We start from the raw sequence: 15,532 nt of genomic DNA on the forward strand, positions 1-15,532 counted from the left end.
GCCCAGCCCAGTCCACGGGGCCTCGGCGGCCGACAGACCGCGGGCGGTTGCCGGCCCGGATCGGCTGCTCCCCCGGAGGGTCAGTGCGGCGCGCGTTCCTGGAGTGCCGTTCGCCAGGCCGGGAGGCGGTCCTCGGTCGCCGGCCGTGCGCGGTGGCCGCCGCGGGCGAAGAAGTCGGCCAGGGGCAGGATCGCCGCGCCGACGGTGACCGCGTCGGGGCCCAGGCGCCCCAGGTCGATGGTCACCTTCTCGGCCGGGTGACGCAGCGCGTACGTGGTCGCGTGGCGGCGTACGGCGGGCAGGAAGCGGGCGCCGAGCTGGAGTCCGGCCCAGCCGCCGATCAGGATCCGCTCGGGCTGGAACAGGTTGATCAGGTCGGAGAGGCCGGCCCCGAGGTACTCGGCGGTCTCTTCGAGGACGGCGAGCGCCACCGGATCCTCGGCCGTGCCCTCGGGCGGATACGCGGCGGCCAGCATCGCGGTGAGCGCGGTCTCCTCGTCGGTGCCCTCCGGCGGGCGCCCACCCTCCTCCTCCCACCGTTCGAGGAGGGACTCGGCGCCCGCGTAGGCCTCCAGACAGCCGAGCGCGCCGCAGCGGCAGCGCCGGCCCCGGACCCGTACCGTCAGATGCCCCCACTCGACGGCCCGCCCGTGCTCCACCTCGGGGGTGACGAGGCAGGCGCCGACGCCGGAGCCGAAGAGCACCACGACCGCGTTGCGGGCGCCGCGGCCCGCGCCGAACCACATCTCCGCCTGGCCGAGGGTCTTGGCGCCGTTGTCGATGAAGTACCGGACGGTACCGGGGAGTTGGGAGCCCGAGCGGAGCAGTTCCTCCAGCGGTACGGCGTCCCAGCCGATCGTCTGCCCGTGCACGACGGCACCCCGGTCCGCGGTGTGCTCGACGATGCCGGGGACGCCGACGCCGACGCCGAGCAGCCGTTCGGGATCGGTTCCGGCCTCGGCGAGGACCTCGGTGACGCCGTCGCGGATGTGGCCGACGATGACCTCGACGTCGTACCGCTGCGCCTCCAACGGCCTTTCGACGCGAGCGAGTTCGGTGAGGGTGAGGTCGAACAGCTCGACGCGGACCCGGGTCTCGCCGACGTCCACGCCGATCATGTGCCCGCTGTGCGGAGCGACCCGCAGCAGGGTGCGGGGGCGGCCGCCGTCGGAGTCGACGCTGCCGGCCTCCTCGACCAGTCCGTCGGCGATCAGATCCGCGACGACGTTGCTCACCGAGCCGGAGCTCAGGCCGGTCGCCGGGCCGAGCTCGAAGCGGCTGAGCGGCCCGTCGAAGTACAGCCGTTGCAGCACGGCCGTGCGGTTGCCCCGCCTGAGGTCGCGTACCGTGCGCCCGTTCCGCCCCGCCATGTGGCCCCCTTCGTACCCTGCCCGACCTGCAACATACCTCTGCTCGTGGGCTCGGCGCGACATTCGTCCAACCCTTAGTTCACGCTATGAGCTAAGCGGGTCGGGTGCCCCAACCGTCGCTCGACGTATCCGTACAGGGTACGGAAGGCCTCACGGCGGTACGTTCGACGCCTCCGGCGAACGGGAACAGGCCAAGGGATGCAAGAGGAACGGAAGTGGACGGCGGGGACGGCGCGGCTGCTGAGGCGTCACCGGGACCCCGTGGTCGTACAGACGCTGCGCTCGGCCGCCGCGGCGACCATCGCGTATGTCCTCGCGCTGCGGCTGAGCCCCGAGCCCGCGCCGCTCACCGCGCCCCTGACCGCCCTGCTGGTCGTCCAGGTCACCCTGTACGCCACGCTCAAGAACGGCATCCGCCGGGTGAACTCGGTGGTGGCGGGCGTCCTCGTCGCCATCGCCTTCAGCCTGCTGGTGGGGCTGACCTGGTGGAGTCTCGCGCTGCTGATCGTGGCCTCGCTGGCCGTGGGCCATCTGGTGCGCGTCGACGAGTACGTGCCCGAGGTGGCCATCAGCGCCATGCTGGTGCTCGGGGTCACGACCGTCGGGAACACGGCGTGGGCCCGGGTGGTGGAGACACTGATCGGGGCGGCCGTGGGCATGGCCTGCAATCTGCTGCTGCCACCCCCGGTGTGGGTGGACGAGGCCGGGGAGTCGATCGAGGGCCTGGCGCGGCGGGTGCGGCAGCTGATGCTGCGCATGGGCGAGGAGGCCGCCGGCCGCACTCCGGTGGAGGTGGCGGCGGCCCGGCTGCACGAGGCGCGCCGGCTCGACCACGACATCGTCGAGGTGGACGCGGCCCTGCGGCAGGCCGAGGACAGTCTGCGGCTCAATCCGCGCGTCAAGGAGGGCCTGCTGCGCCGGGTGGTGCTGCGCACCGGCCTGGACACGCTGGAGATCTGCACGGTCGTGTTGCGGGTGCTGGCCCGTACCTTCACCGATCTGACCAAGGCCCGCGGCCCCGAGCCGCTGTTCGCGTCGGAGGCGGGCGCGACCGTCGAGGAGCTGCTGTCCGAGATCGGCGACGCCGTGGTCAGCTTCGCGGTGCTGGTCACCACCGACCTCAGCCGCAACGCGGACGCGGCGGAGTCGCGGCTGAGCGCGGAGCTGCACGCGGCGGCGGCCACCCGCGACAAACTGGCCCTGCTGCTGCGGGACGAGGTCGAGCGCGACAGCCGGCACTGGCAGTTGCACGGCGCCGTCCTGACCGAGGTGAACCGGATGATCGACGAACTCGACACCGAGCACCGCTCACGCCGTCTGCTGGAGGAACTGGACCGTGTCTCCGGTGAGCAGCGCGCGAAGCTGCCCCGGCTGACCTGGCTGCGGGAGCGGGTGGGCGTGCCCGAGAAGCTGCGCCGGAACCGGCCGGGTGCCGACGGGCGTTCTCTCTGACGGGACACCCGGGCCGTCGAACCGACGGGACGCCCGGGGGCAGCGAAGGGGGACACGCGGATGAGCGACACGGCCGTACGGATCGACGGGAACACGCTGCGGCTGCCGGGCGGTGTGGCGGTGCGGTTCGTGCGCACGCTGCGGCTGCCCGAGACGGGTACGCATCCGCTGCCGCCGGGTCTGGGTGAGTTCCCCGTCCGGCGGGTGGCCGACTTCCCGGACACGGTGCCGGCCGAGTGGCGGGCCCGGGGCGGCGTGATGCTGCCGGTGTATCTGCGCGAGGCGATGTGGCTGAGTTTCGCGGGCACGACGGAACCGGCCGCGCTGCAGGTCGGGGTCGGCAAGGTGTGCGCCGTGTCCGGCAAGCGGTGGAGCGACCGGCTGTCCCGCAGGCCGCAGAACTATGTCGTACTGCCCCGGCAGCCCTGGCTGGACGGCATCAACTCCGGCAAGGGCACGGTCCGCCAGTTCGTGGCCGTGCCGCTCGGGCTTGGTGCGACGGTGGAGGGGCAGGTCACGGGCGAGGAGGTGTGGGGCGGTGTCCAGCTGCAGTCGTTCCCGCTGCGGGACGAGCCGCTCGCCGAGTGGCGCAGGCAGGAGCGGATCCGCCGGGAGCGGCTGAGCAGGGTCACCGCGGCCGGCGGGTACGGCGCCGCCATGCCCATGTCGGCACCGGCGCCCGGCGCGCCGCCCGCCCCCGGCGCGGTACCGGCGCCCGCCGCCGCACCGCGTGCTCCCATGGCCGCCGCCATGGGGCTCGGCGTCGGGGGTTCGATGCGCCAGGAGGTCTACCAGGACGACCGGAAGCTCAAGGAGTGGGCCGAGAAGCCGGCCGGGCGGGTGTTCGTGCATCTGGTGACGCCCCCCGAGTGGCGCCGCATCACGGGCGAGGCCCCGCCGCCGTCGCCGGTGGACCGGGCGGCGTACACCCGCGCGGGACTCCCCTGGTACGACTACTACGACCAGGACGGCGAGGACCTCGCCCCCACGGATGCCCTCGGCGCGGTCAAGCCGGTCGGCGACTGGCTCGGGGACGATCTGGAGCCCTGGCAGGAGCCCGCCCCCGGCCAGGTGAAGCCGCTGAAGGACGCGCCGGGCGAGCCGGTGGAGGACGGGGAGTGGTAGCCACCGCCCCTCATTGCACCCTGCGCAACGCTCATTGCCTTTCTTGCGTTTGACCGCGGGTCCACGCCAAGGTGGCTGTCACGACCGAGGCAGCCGACGACCTGAGGGTGCGGGCATGGACAGTGGTGCGCAAGCGGCGGGCGGCGGCTGGAGCCGCCGCCGGTTCGTCGGGGCCCTGGCGGGAACCGCGGTGGTGGTCGCCGTCCCGGCACCGGCGGCTCCGCGGGCGAGCGCACCCGAGGCTGCGGGGACCGGCGCGTCCGACGCTTCTCGGACGGGCGCGCCGCAGGCACATCAACCGGCGCCCGCCGAGGCCTCCCGGACACCGTCCCGCCCGCGCCCCCTCTACCTGGGCACCTACACCTCGGCACAGGGCGGCGGCACCGGCATCGGCCTGGCCACGTACGACCCGGCGACGGGCGCGATCACCGGCGCCGGCACGCTCACCGGCGTCGCCGACCCGTCGTATCTCGCCGTGCATCCGAACGGCCGCACCCTGTACGCGGTGAACGAGCGCGCGGACGGGGGCGTGACCGCGGTCCGGCCGGCCGACCGGCGGATCCTCGGCAGCCGGAGCACCGGCGGCGCGGCGCCCTGTCATCTGTCCGTCCACCCTTCCGGGCGGTGGCTGCTGAGCGCCAACTACCAGTCGGGCAGCGTGGCCGTGCACCCGATCGACTCCTCGGACGCGCTCGGGGAGCGCACCGACGTGGTCACGCACTCCAGCCCGGCGCCCGGTCCCGGGCAACAGGGGCCCCACGCGCACCAGATCGTCACCAGCCCCGACGGGGGTCATGTCCTCGCCGTCGACCTGGGTACCGACACCGTCTACAGCTACCGTCTCGATACGGCGAAGGGCACGCTCACCGAGGTCGCCCGGGCCGGAACCCGGCCGGGCGCGGGCCCGCGCCACCTCACCTTCCACCCGGGCGGCCGGTACGCCTATCTGGCCAACGAGGTGGACAACACGGTCGCGGTGTGTGGCTACGACCCCGGCACCGGCCGCCTGACGATCGGCGAGGCGCAGTCCACGGGCACCGGCGAGGGCACCAGCCACCCGGCGCAGATCCTGGTGACCGCGAACGGCTCGTACGCCTATCTCGCCAACCGCGGTCACAACAGCCTCACGCGCTACGCCGTCGAGGCGGACGGGGCCCGGCTCCGGCTGCTCGACACCGTGCCGGTGTCCGGCGACTTCCCGCGGCAGATCGCCTTCTCGCCGGACGAGCGGCTGCTGTTCGCGGCGAACCAGCGCTCCGGCACGGTCAGCGTCTTCCAGGTGGACACGGACAGCGGTGAACTGCGGCTCGCGGGCGAGCCGTTCCCCTCACCGGTCGCCGTCTGCGCGCTGCCGCTGTAGCGGGCGGGGGCAGGAGGCCGCGCTCGCCTGCGCCAGCAGGACGTGCATGCGTTCGCTCAGCTGCCCCACGTCATCGGCGGGCGCGTGGAACGGCAGGCGTACGTCGCCGTGGGTGCGGACGCGCTCGATGCGCAGCGTCAGCCCGTGCCGGTCCACGGCAAGGGGCTGGACGCGGACCGCCGCGTGCAGACTGTCGGGCTCGACCAGGCGGGTGAGGCGCTCGACGGCGTCCGGATGGGCGTCGGCGAGGTGGGTAAGCAGCTGGGCCTCGGCGGCGGCCAGCGGGTCGGGCGCGGCGGCGGTGAACTCGTCGAGGCCGACGACCACGGAGCCGGAGGGCCGGCGCAGGACGACCCGGGTGGGCCGGAAGGCGAGCCGGCCGTCCTCGACGGCGAACCAGCCGGCGAGCCAGAGCCGTGCGCGGATCCGGCTGCGCACCGGGACGGGCGCGACGTCGGCGAACTCCAGCACGGCCGAGGGCTTCCCGCGTGGTGCGCAGATCGCGGCCGTGAGCAGGGCGCTGTCCTCGGGGACGTGCAGGACCACCCGGCCGTCCACGGTCACCGTGTGCGCGCCGACAAACTCCTCCCGGCCGCCCTCCGCGGTCACCGCGCAGGACCACGCGGCGGCGAGCACCGAACGCGCCTGCTGTGCCGCCCCGGGCGCGGCCGTCCAGGCCTGGCTGTCACCCATCCCGAAACCTCCTTAGGTAAGCCTTGCCTAACCTACCGAAGATCGGGGCGCACGCCAACCGGGCCGCTCGGGCCCGCACCGTCAGGCGATGACTCCCAGCAGCGCCCGTGCGCACAGATCCCGGACCTGGTCCCGGGTCAGGTCCGGGCCGCGCAGCCACTCCAGGCACACGGCCGTGGTGAAGGCCAGCCAGCCGCGGACCGCGAGCCGCACCTCGGGGCGCGCCTCGAACAGCGGCCCGAACTCCGGGTCCGCGGACAGGGCCGCCAGGATCTGCTGCTCCTGGGCGGCCAGTGCCCGCTGATAGACCCGCCGTACCGCCTGGTCGCCGGCCGCGTCGGCGCGATGGAAGGCCCGGTAGCCGTGGGCGTGTGCCTCGACGTACTGCAGATAGGTGTCGAGACCGGCGGTGAGCTGCTCGCGCACCGGCACCCCGGGCACCGCCGCCGTCATACGCAGCATCCGCTCGCTCTCGCGCTCGACGACCGCCGCGAAGAAGTCCCGTTTCGTCGGGAAGTAGTGGTACAGCAGCCCCCGGGAGACCCCGGCGATCTCGGCGACCTGCTCGATCCACACGTCGTCGTAGGGGCTCTCGGAGAACAGTCTGGCCCCGACCGACAGGAGCTGCTCCCGGCGCTCCCCGCTGCTGAGTCTGCGGCGGGTGCGCTCGCCCTGGTTCGCGGCCATGTCCGCACTGTACTTGACGCAGGTTCAACAACGGGATCAGACTGAGAACCGCTATTGAACCCACGTACAACACGGGCACCGCAGCTCAACCTGCCGCTGGATCGAGGGAGATCGCGTCATGGCGGAGACGGACATGTCGACGACGGCCGGGAAAGCACTGCCCAGGGGCTTCCGCGGCGCCGAGCAGGGCTGGCCCGAGCTGCACCGCATTCCGCATCCGCCGCGCCGGGTCCCGCTGCTGGGCGATGTGCTCGGTGTCGACCGGCGCACTCCCGTGCAGGATTCCGTGCGTTGCGCCCGTGAGCTGGGCCCGGTCTTCCGGCGCAAGGCGTTCGGCAAGGAGTTCGTGTTCGTGTGGGGTGCCCGCCTCACGGCAGACATCTCGGACGAAGCGCGGTTCGCCAAGCATGTGGGCCTCGGGGTCGCCAATCTCCGCCCGGTCGCCGGGGACGGGCTGTTCACGGCGTACAACCACGAGCCCAACTGGCAGCTGGCGCACGACGTCCTGGCCCCCGCCTTCAGCCGCGAGGCCATGGAGGGCTACCACCCCATGATGCTGGCCGTGGCCGGGCGGCTGACCGAGCACTGGGACCGGGAGCTGGCCGCGGGCCGCGCCGTGGACGTGCCCGGCGACATGACCAAGCTGACCCTGGAGACGATCGCCCGCACCGGCTTCGGGCACGACTTCGGGTCGTTCGAGCGTGACCGGCTGCATCCCTTCGTGACCGCGATGGTGGGCACGCTCACCCACGCCCAGCGGCTGAACACCGTACCCGCGCCGCTGGCCGGGCTGCTGCTGCGGCGGGCCGGCCGGCACAACGCCGCCGACATCGCCTACCTCAACCGCACCGTCGACGACCTCGTACGGGCCCGGCGCCGATCCGGCAGCGGGGACGGGGACCTGCTCGACCGGATGCTCGACACCGCGCATCCGGACAGCGGGGAGCGGCTGTCGCCGGAGAACGTCCGGCGCCAGGTGATCACCTTCCTGGTGGCCGGGCACGAGACCACCTCCGGCGCGCTGTCCTTCGCCCTGCACTACCTCTCCCGGCACCCGGACGTCGCCGCCCGGGCCCGCGCCGAGGTGGACCGGGTCTGGGGCGACACCCCGGCGCCCGGTTACGACCAGGTCGCCAAGTTGCGGTATGTGCGCCGGGTGCTCGACGAATCGCTGCGGCTGTGGCCGACCGCGCCCGCCTACGCCCGTGAGGCACGGCAGGACACGGTGCTGGCCGGGGAGCATCCGATGCGGCGGGGCGCGTGGGCGCTGGTGCTGACACCGATGCTGCACCGCGATCCCGAGGTGTGGGGCGCGGATGCCGAGGAGTTCGATCCGGACCGGTTCGACGCGAAGGCCGTACGCGGGCGGGCCCCGCACACCTTCAAACCGTTCGGCACCGGGGCGCGGGCCTGCATCGGCCGGCAGTTCGCGCTGCACGAGGCGACCCTGGTCCTCGGTCTGCTGCTGCGCCGCTACGACCTCGTGTCCGACCCGGACTACCGGCTGCGGGTCATCGAGCGGCTGACGCTGATGCCGCAGGGGCTGCGACTGCGTCTGGAGCGCCGCCCCGCGCCGGCGCCGGCCGCACCGGCCGCACCGGTGACCGTCCCCGAGGCCCCGGCGTCAGAGCCGCGCTGTCCAGTGCACGGGACGGGTGACTGACGTCGGCAGTCGGGTCCCGGCGCTTCCCCGGGCCGCGTTGAGCTGCAGCTGGGTCAGGAAGAACGCGCCGGTCAGATCGGCGTCGGTGAGGTCGGCGTCGCGCAGGTCGGCGCCGATCAGGTCCGCGCAGCGCAGATCGGCGCCGGTGAGGTCGGCCGCGATGAGGTAGGCACCGCGCAGGCCGGCGCCGCGCAGATCGGCCCCCCTGAGGCGGGCGCCCATGAGGTCGGCGCCCCGGCGGTCCTTCTTCTTGCCGCGGACCCCCGCCCGCACCAGTTCGCTGGTGCGCAGCAGCAGGACGTTGACCTCCTGCCGGTGGGCAGCCATGTCGAACACGGCCAGTTCCCCGGGGCCCTGCCCGGTGAGCCGCTCGGTCTTCTCCAGGGCCGCGCCCAACTCGGCGTGGACGGGGCGGGCCGCGGGCAGGCCCAGCGCCTCGGTGAGATACCAGAGCAGTTCATGGAGCTGCCGTACGACGGGGAACACCTCGAACATCTGCCGGGCGTGCTCCTTGGAACCGCCACGCCAGTCCCGTCCGCCGAAGACGACCTGCGAGACCTGCTGACCGGCGCCGAAGCAGTCGTAGACCGTGCAGCCGGCGAAGCCCTTCTTCCTCAGGTCGGCATGAATGCCGCACCGGTGGTCGTCCCGGAGGTTCCGGCAGGGCTTCCCGGCGGGCTTGTCGACCGCGAAGTCCGCCGAGGCGGCGAAGGGCAGGGCGACACAGCACAGCCCGAAGCAACGCGCGCAGTCGCCGCGCAGTTCGGGCCGGCCGGCTATCTCGTCTGGCATGCGCCCAGCCTACTGACCTGCGGAACCGGGCCCGCCGGTCGTGGCCGCCCGAGCCTCACTCCTGCGGTGCGGGCAGTTCGAGCCGGGCCAGTCGGTCGGGGTCGGCCAGGATGTACATCCCGGTGATCTTCCCGTCGGCGACGGTGAGGGAGGCGACCGCCAGCGGCTTGCCCTCCGGTGCGGTGACGAGTCCCAGGGAGCCGTTGACCAGTGCGAGCCGGGTGAATCCGGCGAACTGCGAGAACATGGCCGCCTGTTCGGCCACCGCCCTGGCCCCGTGCACGACCTTGGACGCGGCCGCTCCGCGCACCAGGGCGCCCGCGTCGGCGCGCAGGACCACGTCCGGGTGGAGCACGGCGACGAGCGCCTCGAAGTCGCCGCCGCGGGAGGCGGCGAGGAAGGCCTCGACCACCTCGCGCTGCCGCCCGAGGTCCGGATCGGCCGGCGGGGTGGCGCCCTGGACCCGGCGACGGGCCCGGCTGGCCAGCTGCCGGGTCGCGGCCGAGGTGCGTTCCACGACGGGCGCGATGTCGTCGAACGGCACCGCGAACATGTCGTGCAGGACGAACGCCAGGCGCTCGGCGGGTTCCAGCGTCTCCAGGACGACCAGCAGGGCCACGCCGACCGAGTCGGCCTGGAGCACCTCCTGCTCGGGGTCGATCTGCGACAGCGGCCGGATCACCGGGTCCGGGACGAACGTGTCGTCCATCGGCTCCTCGCGGCGGGCGCCGCGCGAGCGCAGCATGTCGAGGCAGACCCGCCCGACCACGGTGGTCAGCCAGCCGCCGAGATTCCTGATCTCGTCCGGGTCGGTGCGGCCGAGTCTGAACCAGGCCTCCTGGACCGCGTCCTCGGCCTCCGCGAGCGAGCCCAGCATCCGGTAGGCCACCGCGCGCAGATGCCCGCGGTGTTCCTCGAAGCGGTCGGCCAGGAGTTCCTCGTCGTTCATTCCGTCCCCGTTCGGTCGGCCGCGCTCGCCCGCTGCAGGCGTGGGCTGAAGCCGACTGATCCTCGGCTCGGTCATGGGCGCAGACTATGCCGATCTCCCGTGCCCGCAACCGCTTTTGAGTCCGGTCTCAGGCCTCGTCACGGGTCAGCGCGAGCAGCCGGTCCAGGACGCGCGGCGCGCCGGCCCGCAGGCCGTCGTGCTCGAACTCGTCGGTCACCCAGGTGCGCAGCCCGCGGATCGCGCGGGCGGTCCGCAGGGAGTGGGCGGTGTCGACGTACATGTCGTCGTGGTAGACGGCCGCGGCGACCGGGACCTCGTTGGCCGCGAGGCGGGCCGGGTCGTACAGGGGCTGCCAGTCGGTGCGGGCGGCCAGCGCGTCGGCCGTGTCGCGCAGGGGGCGCAGGGCCGGGTCGCTGTCGAACATCCAGGGGTAGATGTTCTCGCCGGTGAACAGCACCGGTGCGTCGCCGGCGAGGGCCTTGGGCGCGTCGAACTGCGGGAACTCGGCGCGGATCCGTTCGGCGGCCCAGGCGGTGGGGCGGTTGTCCTGGCCGTAGATCGGCTCGTGGAGGAGGGCGAAGAGCGGATGGTCCGCGTAGGAGAGGAGGCCCTGGGCCTCTTCCTGGAAGGCGTCGGACAGCTCCGTGCCGTGCGGGGTGCGGACGAAGGCGTTCTCCAGCAGGTAGTGGAGGCGGTGGCTGCCGTCGCTCGCGCCGAGCATGAGGCCCAGGGACTGGAAGGCCTCGACCGTGAGGGGGTAGCCGTTCGGCAGCACGACGTCGTGGGTCAGCAGGTGGTCGGCGATCCGGCGGGCGCGCTCGACGTCCTGCGGGTAGCGGGCGTAGTGCGCGGTGACCTTGCGCTCGATACGGGGGTAGGCGGCCCGGTAGACGTCGTCGGCGTGGGCGTCGAGGGAGGGCAGGCCGCCGGTGATCACGGCGGTGGCCAGGCCCTCCGGGGCCAGGGACAGATAGCTGACCGTGCAGAAGCCGCCGAAGCTCTGGCCGAGGACGGTCCAGGGGGCGCCGCCGGTGAGCCCGGCGCGGATCAGCTCGCAGTCGCGGACGATCGAGTCGGCGCGGAAGTGGGCGAGGTAGTCGGCCTGCTCGGCGGGGCCGCCGCGCAGCGGGAGGGTCTGCCGGTTGGCGGGCGTGGAATGGCCGGTGCCACGCTGGTCGAGGAGCAGGACGCGGTACTCCTCCAGGGCGCGGTCGAGCCAGGCCTGCCGCCCGATGAAACGGTTCGCCCCGTAGCCGGGACCGCCCTGGAGATAGACCAGCCACGGCAGCTCCTGCCGTGCCTTGTCACTGGCGACGACCTCACGGGCGTAGAGCTCGATCGTCTCGCCCCGCGGGTCGGCGTGGTCCAGGGGCACGGTGAAGTGGCGGTCGGTGAGGACGACGCCGGGCTGGCGGTAGCTGAGGCTCAACAGGTCTCCCGGGACGGACGGATGGTCGCGTCCCAGTTCAACACATGCCCGTCCGCCGTCCGACCCCCGGGATCATGGTTTCTTACTGAACCGGAGATCAGCGGGCGGCGAGACTGGAGCGGCGCACCACGAGCTCCGGCTGGAGCACCACCCGCCGGTGCTCGTGCGCGCCCGGCCCGTTCTGCGTCTCGGTCTCCTCCAGCAGGAGCTCGGCGGCCAGGGCGCCCATGGTGACCGCCGGCTGCCGTACCGAGGTGAGCGGCACGGCGGCCGCGGCCGCGAACTCGATGTCGTCGTAGCCGACGATGGCGAGGTCGTCGGGCACGGTGACCCCGGCCGCGTACATGGCCTGCAGGACGCCGAGGGCGAGCAGGTCGTTGGCGCAGAAGACGGCGGTCGGGCGCTCGGCGAGACCGAGGAGCCGGGCGCCGGCGTCCCGGCCGGCCGCGACATCGAGGCGCTCGGTGGGCAACTCGCGCAGGGCTTTTGGACCGAGCCCGGCCTCCGCGAGCGCGTTAAGGGCGCCGGTGCGGCGGTCACGGACCTGGTTCAGTCCGGGCGGGCCGCTGACGTACGCGATGGAGCGGTGCCCGGCGTCGACCAGGTGGCGCACGGCCAGGGCGCCGCCCGCCACGTCGTCGACGGAGACCGAGCACTCGGTGGTGGCCTCGGAGACCCGGTCGACCAGCACGAACGGGATGCCGTGCCGGCGGAACGACTCGATGTTGCGCCCGGTCGCGTCGGCCGGGGTGAGCAGCACCCCGCGCACCCGCTGCTCGGCGAAGAGCGACAGATACTCGGCCTCCTCGCCCGCGTTCTGCGCGCTGTTGCAGACCATCACACCGAGCCCGGCCTCCCGCGCCGCCCGTTCGGCGCCGCGTGCCACGTCGACGAAGAACGGGTTGCCCATGTCGAGGACGAGCAGGCCCATGATCCGGCTGCGGCCCGCGCGCAGCTGGCGCGCGGACTCGCTGCGGACGTAGCCGAGCCGGTCGATCGCCGACTGCACGCGCGCCCGGGTCTCACTGGCGACGGAGTCCGGGCGGTTGATGACGTTCGAGACCGTGCCCACCGACACTCCGGCGGCGCGGGCGACGTCCTTGATACCCACCGACTGGGCCATCGGGCAGGGACCTCCTGGTGAACGAGGGGCGGCGGGGAGGCCTTCACATTACCGTCACCGCTGCCCGGAACGGATCGGTCAGGCAGGGAGTGCGAAGTCCACGACATGGAGTGCCGAGGGGGTCGTGCCGACCGACTTCTCCTGGTACATGAACGACAGCACGTTGTCCGCCGCGACCCTTGTCCCGTCGATCACGACCTCCCCGAACGCGTTCAGGTCACTGCCGTCGTACAGCGGCGCCCAGTCCGTGTACCCGGAGGACTTCGAGGCACCCGCGATCCGGCCGTAGGGGAGGATCGCATAGGCGTTGTCGTAGCGGTCCAGGACCAGTCCGGTGCGCTGGCTGGAGTCCGGTACGACGGGGATCTCGGTCTTGTGCCAGGTGCCGGAGGAGTCCTTGCGGACGTGGAAGGCCCGGCCGTTCGCCGTGCGGTCGGCGACGTAGTCCGTGGTGCACGGGCCGAGGCGGCCGGGGACATGGCTGATGATCGCGTGCGGCAGGCCGGTAGAGTCGACGGCCTGGCTCTCCTGGTTCATCAGGGCGTGGTCGGGGCCGAGGGAGTCGACGACCAGGCCGGAGTCGGTGACCGCGACGGTGTCCGGGGTGCCCGTGGTGCCCACCAGGGTGCCCGCGTCGGTGCGCCAGGTACGGCCACGGTCGATGGAGTGGACATAGCCGGTGTCGTGATTGGTGAGCCCCCCGCCGGAGCCCGTCACGGCGGTGTTCTGCTCACGCCAGGTGAAGAAGGCGTGCAGCCGGCCGGCCGAGTCGTAGTCGAGGCCGTGCAGATACATGTTCCGGGCGCCGCTGGAGCCGTGCGCGCTGGTGTAGGTGCCGGTGGAGCTGCTCCACTCCCCCAGCGCGGTCCAGGCCGAGCCGTCGTACTCGGCGAGGGCGTTGCGGCCGTTGCCGGAGATGCCGACACGGTAGCTGAGCTGCAACCTGCCCTCGGGCGTGGCGACGAACTGGGGGTAGGTGAACCGCGACGTGAGGGCGAGCCCGTCCAGGGTCGTCCGTACGGCGCCGAAGACGGACCGGTTCCAGGAGGTGGACGCGGGGTCGTCGAGGAGTCCGGCGACCGACTTGACGTAGAAGAAGCCGTCGCTGTGCGCGTCCATGACGAGGTGGAGCCGGCCGTCGGTGTGCGAGACGCCCATGGAGATCACGTTGTGGGAGTCGTCGCTCTTGAGGGTGTGCGGAAGCGCGACGGTGGACCAGCCGGAGCCGCCGAGGACCCGGCGGGCGACGACGGCGTGGCGGGTGGCGGTGTACCAGGCGGCGTACTGATGGCCTCCGTGGGTCAGCAGGCCGTTCTTCTGGAAGGAGTTGTTGTTGACCAGGCCGTCGTAGGAAACGAAGTAGACGGCCCGGGCGTCCAGTTGGCTGATGCCCTGCATGACCACCGAGGGGCGTCCTGTCATGAGCGGAACCCTCCGGTTCAGGCGAGGTGGAAGACTTCGGTGAGGGGCTTCATGGCCTCGTCGGGTCCGGCGCCGTCCAGCGACTCGAAGAACGGCGCCATCTCCGTCTGCCAGCGGGCGTTGACCTCGGTGGCCGCCATGCCGGCCCGCGCGGCCTCGAAGTCCTCGGTCTCCAGATAGCCGACGAGCAGGCCGTCCTCGCGCAGGAAGAGCGAGTAGTTGTGCCAGCCGGTGGCGGAGAGCGCGTCGAGCATCTCCGGCCAGACGGCGGCGTGCCGCTCGCGGTACTCGTCGAGACGCTCCGCCCGGACCTTCAGCAGGAAGCACACGCGCTGCATCAACACCCCTTGGATCGTCAGAAGTTGAACTGGTCGATGTTCTTGCTGTCGAAGACCGTCGGCTTGCCGAGGCTGATCACGCCGTCCTTGCCGATGGTGTACGTCGTGGAGCCGGCCTTGAAGGTCTCGCCCTCCTTGCCGGTGATCTGTCCGGACACCAGGGCGACGGCGGTACGGGCGGCCAGGTCGCCGAGCTTGGCCGGGTCCCACAGCTCGAAGGCGTCGACGGTGCCGTTCTTGATGTACTTGCGCATGTCGTTGGGGGTGCCGAGGCCGGTGAGCTTGACCTTGCCCTTGTACTTGGAGCCGGACAGGTACTGGGCGGCGGCCTTGATGCCGACCGTGGTCGGGGAGATGATCCCCTTCAGGTTCGGGTGCTCCTGGAGCAGACCCTGGGTCTGCTGGAAGGACTGCTGGGCGTCGTCGTTGCCGTAGGCGATCTTGACCAGCTTGACGTTCTTGTACTTGGGGTCCTTCAGCTCGTCCTCCATATAGCCGATCCAGGTGTTCTGGTTCGTCGCGGTCTGCGCGGCCGACAGGATCGCGATCTCGCCCTTGTAGCCGATCTGTTCGGCGAGCAGCTGCACCTCGGTACGGCCCAGGTCCTCCGCGCCGGCCTGTGAGACGAAGGCGTTGCGGCACCCAGGGTTGGTGTCGGAGTCGTAGGTGACGACCTTGATGCCGTTCTTCATGGCCTGCTTGAGCGCGGTGCACAGGGCGCCCGGGTCCTGCGCGGACACGGCCATCGCGTTCACCTGCTGCTGGGTGAGCGTGTTGACGTAACTCACCTGGCCGGCGGTGTCGGTGGCGCTGGACGGGCCGACCTCCTTGTACTTCGAGCCCAGTTCGGTCAGGGCCTGCTCGCCGCCCTTGTCGGCGGAGGTGAAGTACGGGTTGTTGACCTGCTTGGGCAGGAAGCCGACGGTGAGGCCCTTCTTGAGAGCGGCGCCCGGGTCCGCCTTGCCGGCCGGGGCGGCCGAGCCGGTGCTCTCGTTCTTGACGTCGTTCTTGGTGGTGCCGCCGCAGGCGGTGGCGGCGAGGGCGAGGGAGGAGACGGCGGCGAGGGCCGCGCAGGCACGGCGGAGGGATGACTTGCGCATGAGGAAGGTCCTTTACGAGGGTGAGCGGG

The 15,532-nt window shown here is 72.4% G+C and carries 14 protein-coding genes; 4 read left to right on the forward strand and 10 right to left on the reverse strand.

Annotated elements, in window-relative coordinates:
- Positions 1-80 precede the first annotated feature (80 nt).
- Entirely contained in the window at positions 81-1,370 is a 1,290-nt protein-coding gene (locus AB0I54_RS23820) for an ROK family protein (RefSeq protein WP_363298130.1), read from the reverse strand.
- A gap of 198 nt (positions 1,371-1,568) precedes the next feature.
- Here AB0I54_RS23820 and AB0I54_RS23825 point away from each other — a divergent pair, with 198 nt between their 5' ends.
- The 3 genes from AB0I54_RS23825 (at position 1,569) to AB0I54_RS23835 (ending at position 5,307) form a co-directional block, all read left to right on the forward strand.
- Complete coding sequence (locus AB0I54_RS23825) at positions 1,569-2,822, forward strand: FUSC family protein (protein ID WP_363298131.1); 1,254 nt, start codon at positions 1,569-1,571, stop codon at positions 2,820-2,822.
- A 60-nt stretch (positions 2,823-2,882) separates the two neighbouring features.
- Positions 2,883-3,947 (forward strand): hypothetical protein, encoded by a 1,065-nt coding sequence (locus AB0I54_RS23830; RefSeq protein ID WP_363298132.1) that lies wholly within the window; start codon positions 2,883-2,885, stop codon positions 3,945-3,947.
- Between the two features lie 115 nt (positions 3,948-4,062).
- Complete coding sequence (locus AB0I54_RS23835) at positions 4,063-5,307, forward strand: lactonase family protein (protein WP_363298133.1); 1,245 nt, start codon at positions 4,063-4,065, stop codon at positions 5,305-5,307.
- Here the strand turns inward: AB0I54_RS23835 and AB0I54_RS23840 are convergent.
- Both AB0I54_RS23840 and AB0I54_RS23845 read right to left on the reverse strand, forming a co-directional pair.
- Positions 5,275-6,000: a DUF2470 domain-containing protein gene (locus tag AB0I54_RS23840; protein WP_363298135.1), complete on the reverse strand. Its 726-nt coding sequence runs from the start codon at positions 5,998-6,000 to the stop codon at positions 5,275-5,277. The two genes, AB0I54_RS23835 and AB0I54_RS23840, sit on opposite strands and share 33 nt — an antisense overlap.
- Positions 6,001-6,081: 81 nt before the next feature.
- Entirely contained in the window at positions 6,082-6,687 is a 606-nt protein-coding gene (locus tag AB0I54_RS23845) for a TetR/AcrR family transcriptional regulator (RefSeq protein ID WP_363298136.1), read from the reverse strand.
- A gap of 118 nt (positions 6,688-6,805) precedes the next feature.
- Between AB0I54_RS23845 and AB0I54_RS23850 the strand changes: the two genes are divergently transcribed.
- Positions 6,806-8,350, forward strand: coding sequence for a cytochrome P450 (locus AB0I54_RS23850; RefSeq protein WP_363298137.1), 1,545 nt, complete (start codon positions 6,806-6,808; stop codon positions 8,348-8,350).
- On the opposite strand, the gene AB0I54_RS23855 is transcribed toward AB0I54_RS23850, so the two are convergent.
- From AB0I54_RS23855 to rhaS, 7 genes are all read right to left on the reverse strand, one after another.
- Positions 8,312-9,142 carry a pentapeptide repeat-containing protein gene (locus AB0I54_RS23855; protein ID WP_363298138.1) on the reverse strand — a complete coding sequence of 277 codons (831 nt, stop codon included), beginning with the start codon at positions 9,140-9,142 and terminating at the stop codon, positions 8,312-8,314. The genes AB0I54_RS23850 and AB0I54_RS23855 overlap by 39 nt on opposite strands.
- A 55-nt stretch (positions 9,143-9,197) precedes the next feature.
- Entirely contained in the window at positions 9,198-10,091 is an 894-nt protein-coding gene (gene sigJ / locus AB0I54_RS23860; protein WP_363298207.1) for an RNA polymerase sigma factor SigJ, read from the reverse strand.
- 127 nt (positions 10,092-10,218) lie between these two features.
- Positions 10,219-11,520, reverse strand: coding sequence for an alpha/beta fold hydrolase (locus AB0I54_RS23865; protein WP_363298139.1), 1,302 nt, complete (start codon positions 11,518-11,520; stop codon positions 10,219-10,221).
- A gap of 97 nt (positions 11,521-11,617) precedes the next feature.
- The gene (locus AB0I54_RS23870; protein ID WP_363298140.1) at positions 11,618-12,643 is read right to left on the reverse strand and encodes a LacI family DNA-binding transcriptional regulator; all 1,026 of its coding nucleotides are present in this window, start codon (positions 12,641-12,643) and stop codon (positions 11,618-11,620) included.
- Positions 12,644-12,721: 78 nt separating this feature from the next.
- Positions 12,722-14,065 carry a BNR repeat-containing protein gene (locus AB0I54_RS23875; protein ID WP_363298141.1) on the reverse strand — a complete coding sequence of 448 codons (1,344 nt, stop codon included), beginning with the start codon at positions 14,063-14,065 and terminating at the stop codon, positions 12,722-12,724.
- 17 nt (positions 14,066-14,082) lie between these two features.
- Positions 14,083-14,403, reverse strand: coding sequence for an L-rhamnose mutarotase (locus AB0I54_RS23880; protein WP_363298142.1), 321 nt, complete (start codon positions 14,401-14,403; stop codon positions 14,083-14,085).
- 17 nt (positions 14,404-14,420) lie between these two features.
- Positions 14,421-15,503 carry a rhamnose ABC transporter substrate-binding protein gene (rhaS, locus tag AB0I54_RS23885; RefSeq protein ID WP_363298143.1) on the reverse strand — a complete coding sequence of 361 codons (1,083 nt, stop codon included), beginning with the start codon at positions 15,501-15,503 and terminating at the stop codon, positions 14,421-14,423.
- Positions 15,504-15,532: the final 29 nt, after the last annotated feature.

The sequence above is a fragment of the Streptomyces sp. NPDC050625 genome, from assembly GCF_040654755.1.
Classification (GTDB): Bacteria; Actinomycetota; Actinomycetes; order Streptomycetales; family Streptomycetaceae; genus Streptomyces.

What these genes read in the sequence shown, in the direction of transcription:
- AB0I54_RS23870 (WP_363298140.1), bottom strand. Translation starts at nt 12,643, where the DNA reads ATGGCCCAGTCGGTGGGTATCAAGGACGTCGCCCGCGCCGCCGGAGTG.
- AB0I54_RS23880 (WP_363298142.1), bottom strand. Translation starts at nt 14,403, where the DNA reads ATGCAGCGCGTGTGCTTCCTGCTGAAGGTCCGGGCGGAGCGTCTCGAC.
- AB0I54_RS23830 (WP_363298132.1), top strand. Translation starts at nt 2,883, where the DNA reads ATGAGCGACACGGCCGTACGGATCGACGGGAACACGCTGCGGCTGCCG.
- AB0I54_RS23850 (WP_363298137.1), top strand. Translation starts at nt 6,806, where the DNA reads ATGGCGGAGACGGACATGTCGACGACGGCCGGGAAAGCACTGCCCAGG.
- AB0I54_RS23855 (WP_363298138.1), bottom strand. Translation starts at nt 9,142, where the DNA reads ATGCCAGACGAGATAGCCGGCCGGCCCGAACTGCGCGGCGACTGCGCG.
- AB0I54_RS23835 (WP_363298133.1), top strand. Translation starts at nt 4,063, where the DNA reads ATGGACAGTGGTGCGCAAGCGGCGGGCGGCGGCTGGAGCCGCCGCCGG.
- AB0I54_RS23820 (WP_363298130.1), bottom strand. Translation starts at nt 1,370, where the DNA reads ATGGCGGGGCGGAACGGGCGCACGGTACGCGACCTCAGGCGGGGCAAC.
- rhaS (WP_363298143.1), bottom strand. Translation starts at nt 15,503, where the DNA reads ATGCGCAAGTCATCCCTCCGCCGTGCCTGCGCGGCCCTCGCCGCCGTC.
- AB0I54_RS23840 (WP_363298135.1), bottom strand. Translation starts at nt 6,000, where the DNA reads ATGGGTGACAGCCAGGCCTGGACGGCCGCGCCCGGGGCGGCACAGCAG.
- AB0I54_RS23825 (WP_363298131.1), top strand. Translation starts at nt 1,569, where the DNA reads ATGCAAGAGGAACGGAAGTGGACGGCGGGGACGGCGCGGCTGCTGAGG.
- AB0I54_RS23845 (WP_363298136.1), bottom strand. Translation starts at nt 6,687, where the DNA reads ATGGCCGCGAACCAGGGCGAGCGCACCCGCCGCAGACTCAGCAGCGGG.
- sigJ (WP_363298207.1), bottom strand. Translation starts at nt 10,091, where the DNA reads ATGAACGACGAGGAACTCCTGGCCGACCGCTTCGAGGAACACCGCGGG.
- AB0I54_RS23875 (WP_363298141.1), bottom strand. Translation starts at nt 14,065, where the DNA reads ATGACAGGACGCCCCTCGGTGGTCATGCAGGGCATCAGCCAACTGGAC.